Origin of the sequence: Ruminococcus callidus ATCC 27760 (assembly GCF_000468015.1) — a bacterium.
Classification (GTDB): Bacteria; Bacillota; Clostridia; order Oscillospirales; family Ruminococcaceae; genus Ruminococcus_C; species Ruminococcus_C callidus.
Genome location: NZ_KI260325.1, coordinates 22,516 through 27,612 on the forward strand (window position 1 = coordinate 22,516; position 5,097 = coordinate 27,612).

General features: G+C 43.7%; 5 protein-coding genes and 1 pseudogene. All 6 read right to left on the minus strand.

The genetic code is table 11. The annotated features are described in order from the left end of the window. Positions 1-625 (minus strand): AAA family ATPase (locus RUMCAL_RS03025; RefSeq protein WP_021681024.1); only part of this gene is annotated, 625 nt, incomplete at its 3' end. Between the two features lie 128 nt (positions 626-753). Continuing rightward, positions 754-2,232 (minus strand): recombinase family protein, encoded by a 1,479-nt coding sequence (locus tag RUMCAL_RS03030; RefSeq protein WP_479725131.1) that lies wholly within the window; start codon positions 2,230-2,232, stop codon positions 754-756. Between the two features lie 85 nt (positions 2,233-2,317). After that, positions 2,318-2,740, minus strand: coding sequence for a recombinase family protein (locus RUMCAL_RS03035; RefSeq protein ID WP_021681026.1), 423 nt, complete (start codon positions 2,738-2,740; stop codon positions 2,318-2,320). Then, positions 2,740-4,293 carry a recombinase family protein gene (locus RUMCAL_RS03040; RefSeq protein ID WP_021681027.1) on the minus strand — a complete coding sequence of 518 codons (1,554 nt, stop codon included), beginning with the start codon at positions 4,291-4,293 and terminating at the stop codon, positions 2,740-2,742. Before RUMCAL_RS03040 ends, RUMCAL_RS03035 begins: the two co-directional genes overlap by 1 nt. Before the next feature lie 30 nt (positions 4,294-4,323). Then, on the minus strand, positions 4,324-4,515 hold the full coding sequence (locus RUMCAL_RS03045) for an SHOCT domain-containing protein (RefSeq protein ID WP_021681028.1): 192 nt from the start codon (positions 4,513-4,515) through the stop codon (positions 4,324-4,326). Positions 4,516-4,525: 10 nt separating this feature from the next. After that, positions 4,526-5,097, minus strand: a pseudogene (locus tag RUMCAL_RS16420) (hypothetical protein); the annotation flags it as partial.

Consider the following 5,097-nt stretch of genomic DNA (forward strand, 5'->3'; position numbering starts at 1 on the left):
AATGTTGACCGTATTTCTTGATTGGGAGAATGCCGGTCATATAGGCAAGTGCCACATAGGGCTGTCCTTTCAGAAGATCCCGCAGAAAATCCAAGTACTCCTTCTGAGCAGTTGCATTGTCCCGGTGTACTCGGAAAATGGAATCCCATTCGTCAATGATGAAGATAAACTTTTCTTCACATTGACCGTACAGATCTTCCAACGCAATAATCAAACTGGTTTCTTCCGGCTCTATCACGGAGAATGTCTGTTTCATCTCTTTTAGCACACGTTTCTGCAAGAAGTCCAGCATTTCATGGACATTTTTGGTTCTGCCAAGGAATTTCTGCATATCGATGTGAATCACATTATACCGGTTCAGGTGCTTTTCAAAATCCGGTGTCTGTGCGATCTGAAACTTGGAAAACAATTCTCTCGAATCGCAGCCCTTGCTGTAATAAGCCGTCAGCATATTCTCTGCCATCGACTTTCCGAATCTTCTGGGACGGCTGACGCAGATCTCCTTGTTTTCTCCAAACAAACATTTATTGGTGAAAGAAATCAACATGGTCTTATCCACATAAATTTCAGAATAAGTAACTGTAGAGTAAAACAAATCATTTCCTGGGTTCAGATAGATTCCCATGATGCAGCACCTCCGTTTTTTCTTAGTATACCATAAATTTAAGGAGAAATCAAGACAACAATGCCGTTATAAAATCTAAAAATCCTCCCCTGCTTTTATATTTTGCAAAGGAGGATTTTTGAAGTGGTTCACTTTTCAATGGAAACCGTGACACCTGATTGAAATGTAAAATCCAGTCGATCGGAAGAAACCGTTACTTTTGTAAGTAGATGCCGAACCAGTGTTTCATCAAATTCGGTAATGTGATGCGGCTGAGCAACCAAAAATTCCTGCAGTTCCCGCATACGGTCTTTCTGCTCCTGTTGAGAAACATTTTCCCTTAAAGCCTGTTCCTTTTGCTCTCGCAGCCGAAAGATTTCCTGTGCTATCTCCTCATAATCCTCATGCCGTTCTGCACATTCGATCAACTTTTTCTGAAGAACATCTAATTTTCTCTGTATTTCCTCGGGCAGATTGGATTGTTCCATTTCAATCACTTCAGCCATATTTTCCTGTAAGATAGAAAGGTATGTTTCACTGCCTCCTGTCAGTTGATTCAAAGCATCCACAAAGGTTTGTTTCAAAGATTCCTCATAGACTGTTCGTGCATGACACGCTCCTTTTTTCTCCAATCTGGTCATACATCGCCACACCACAGATTTGCAGCCTCGGTTATTCCAATGGATTCTGCGGAATTGTTCCCCGCATTCAGCACAGTAAAGCAAACCAGTAAAACAGTGGTTTGCACTAAATCCACGCCGTCTGCCCATACAGTCCACCTGTGAACCGCGCCTTGCAATTTCCTCCTGCACCTGTAAGAACAATGCCCTGGGAATAATCGCCTCATGATCGTCCTCCACATAATACTGCGGCATTTCGCCGTTATTTTTAATGCGTTTTTTCTTGAGAAAATCCACAGTATATGTTTTTTGTAGAAGAGCATCTCCCATATACTTTTCATTTTCCAGAATTAACCGAATCGAACTGTCATGCCATCGGGTATACCCTCTTGCTGTTCGGATACCGTCCCGTTCCAGTCCCCTTGCGATCTGCTGACAGCTTGCTCCCTCCAGATATTCCCGATAGATTCGTTTTACCGTTTCGGCTTGTTCCGGATTGATGACAAGATCTCCGTTTTCGTCCTTATCATAGCCAAGAAAACAGCTGGCATTGACCATCACCTTTCCCTGTTGAAACCGATACTGCATTCCCAGTTTGACATTCTGACTCAGAGATTCTGATTCCTGTTGTGCCAGTGATGCCATAATGGTAATCAGCACCTCCCCTTTCGCATCCATTGTGTTGATGGACTCTTTTTCAAAATAGATTGGAATGTTTTGTGCTTTCAGCTGTCGGATGTAATTCAGGCAATCTACTGTGTTTCTGGCGAATCGGCTGATGGATTTGGTAATGAGCATATCAATCTTTCCATCCATGCAGTCCTGAATCATCTGATGAAACTGTTCCCGATGTTTTGTAGAGGTTGCACTGATGCCGTCATCGGCATAGATCCCAGCAAAGACCCATTCCGGATTTCTATGAATGACTTCCTCATAATGTGCAATTTGTGCCTGATAGCTGGTTGCCTGTTCCTCTGTATCCGTGGAAACACGGCAATAGGCTGCCACACGGATCCTCCGGGTTTCCTGTGACGTGACAGCATGATTTCTTTGCTTTCGTGGTGGAATTGTAGTGACCTTTGGCATTGTTGCATTACTCCTTGTTTTGTATCAAATGATAAAGATATTCTGCCTGCTGAAATGGTGTATTTCTATCTAGTTCTGGTATTTGCTGCGGCAGTTCCAACAAAAATTTTGTCTGTGGACATACGGGCTTTCTCCTCGTTTTTCCAAGTCGCTGCATTACATCTGCACGATGCTGCCACTCTGCATTTGCCCGAGCATAAGTTTCTTTGTCCAGAATTGCCGGATAAAAAGCATCTCCAAGGTAGCATTTTCGCTGCAGCATTCGACGAACAGTGCTATGTGCCATGGGATGACCTGCTGCTCTTGCTGCCGACTGTAAACTCATACCGGCAATATAATTTTGAAAAATAAGGCGAATCTGTGCTGCCTCTGCCGATATAATCACAGCAGCACCGTTTTTAATTCGGTAGCCGTAAGGAATCTGTCCCATCAAATTTCCTCCTTTAACAGCAGACCGCATTTGAGCCGAAATCCAATATGATTCCGATCATACAAAATTATTTGTTCTGCAAATGCAGAAAACCATGTCTCCTGAAATTCTGTCAACATTGCAGAATGCTGCTCTGTAAATCGCAGCAGCTGCTTTAATTCTGCAATTATCTCAGTTTCTCCATGTGTTTCCTGTTCCAACTGTGCAATTTCCATACGGCAGGACTCCGCTTGTTTCTGCAAAGCATTCATTTCCTGCCGGAATAAAACAGGATCTATGACCTTTTGTGCATACAAACGGTGCAGTGTGTTTTTCTTTTCAGCATGAGATTCCAGCTGCTTTTGCAGTTCCTGCATTCGCCGGACATTTTCATCATTGCTGTTCGCTTTCAGCTGTTCTAACAATGGTTTCAAAATGTGCTTTCTGCTGAAAATCAGTTTGTTCAACATCGTAACAAAAGCGGCTTTCAATATATCCTCCCGCACATATTTCATAGGACATTTTTGAGCACTTTCAATATGAGCCGCACACGTCCATGCAATTTCATTGCCGCTGTGGATCCTGCGTTTGCAAGTGCTGCCGCATTTGCCGCAAATCACCTTTTCGGAAAAAGCATATCGCTTTTGATACTTTCCTGTACCACACACAATGCCTTTTTCGGCAGCTCGCTGTCGAATGACTGCATTTGCTTTTGCAAAAATTTCCCGACTAACAATTGGTATGTGGTGATCTGAAAGAAGATAACATTCCACTTCTCCATGATTTTTGTGCCGATGAAAATGTGCATCGGTATACGTTTTCTGCAGCAAAACATCTCCCACATATTTTTCATTCGCAGCAATTCCACGAATCGCAGCATCACACCAATGACGTCCATTCTTGAAAGGGATCCCCTGCTGTTCCAACAGATCTGCAATCTGACAAGAACTTTTTCCGAATAACAAGGCAGAAAAAATGTATTTCACAATTTCTGCCTCCTCAGGTTCGAGCACCATCTCTCCCCTGTCATTTCTGCAATACCCGTAAGGGAAAGACGATGACACATAGGTACCGTTTTGAAACCGGTGCTGTACCGACCACTTCTCATTTCTGGATATGGATAAAGATTCTTCCTCTGCCATGCTGCTGAGTATCGTCAGAAACAATTCGCTTTCCATACTGCCGGTGTCTATGTTTTCTTTTTCAAAGAAAACGGAAACCCCAATTCCTGATAGTTCCCGAACAAGAGCGAGGCACTCCGCCGTATTTCTGGAAAACCGACTGATGGATTTCACCAGAATGCGGTCTACCCTGCCCATGCGGCAAGCCTGTAAAAGGTCTTGCAGTCCAGGACGAATTTCTGCTTTTGTTCCAGTAATGCCGGCATCATAAAAGATACCCGCAGATTCCCACTCTGTATGCAGTTTGATCCACGCCGCATAATGTTCTTTTTGTGTTCCCAGACTTTCTATCTGGTCATCATGCTCTGTGGAAACACGGCAATAAGCCGCTACACGACATTTTCGATGAACAGCTGCAGAGCGATTTGCCTCAATTTTAGTAATAGTTTTCATGCTTCTGCACCTCCTTTTGACGTGTCCATATTACCTCTTTTTCGGCGGAATTGCAAGCGTTTTCGGCAATAAGTCCACGTAAATCGGAGAGAAAGAATGCCGATTTTTGAGCGTTAATTTGTCATATTCCTCAAAAGAAATCAAACCGGAATGATATAACGCATCAGTCAGCTTTTGAGCACGGTGGTAATTCAGTTCATCCATCAATTTTTGTTGTTCCATAAAAGAATCCTCACTGATTGAAATTATCCCAAGAAACATAACCAGTCACAAATCGTCCCACCGGTGCTTTTCCGCAGAACTCCGGCTTTGTGGTGATACGATAACGACCGTTCTTGCAGGCAATTCCGTCATAGAGATAGTAAGTGCCGCTGATTCTTCTGGTTACAGATGTAGTTTCTGCACTGGCGAACAGAGGTGTATTGGCACGAATGGCAACCTTCTGCCCCTTAGTGAACTTGCCGCCATTGGTGTAGACTACATTTCCGTTGGCATCAAATACAGAATATCCGACCTTGCAGGCTTTCTTCGCATTCTCCAAAGAGGAATACGCACCAAGCTGCGACTTCGCATCTGCCCAAGACTTTCTCACCCGGTAAAGCTGCTTTGTAGAAGGTGCAGAAATAGTGGAAGTTCCTGCGTTCAAATAAGACTGTACCTTTTCCTTGAACTCCGTCCAATGCGGCAAGATATACGCCGGACACATCTTGTACCGATTGTACATGGTGTTCAGCTGGTCAATCGTTCCGTTTCGTCCGTCACGAACATTGAGCCAGTGGGTATGCGTGTAGAGATGGTTGATGT

What these genes read in the sequence shown, in the direction of transcription:
- RUMCAL_RS03035 (WP_021681026.1), bottom strand. Translation starts at nt 2,740, where the DNA reads ATGGGACAGATTCCTTACGGCTACCGAATTAAAAACGGTGCTGCTGTG.
- RUMCAL_RS03040 (WP_021681027.1), bottom strand. Translation starts at nt 4,293, where the DNA reads ATGAAAACTATTACTAAAATTGAGGCAAATCGCTCTGCAGCTGTTCAT.
- RUMCAL_RS03045 (WP_021681028.1), bottom strand. Translation starts at nt 4,515, where the DNA reads ATGGAACAACAAAAATTGATGGATGAACTGAATTACCACCGTGCTCAA.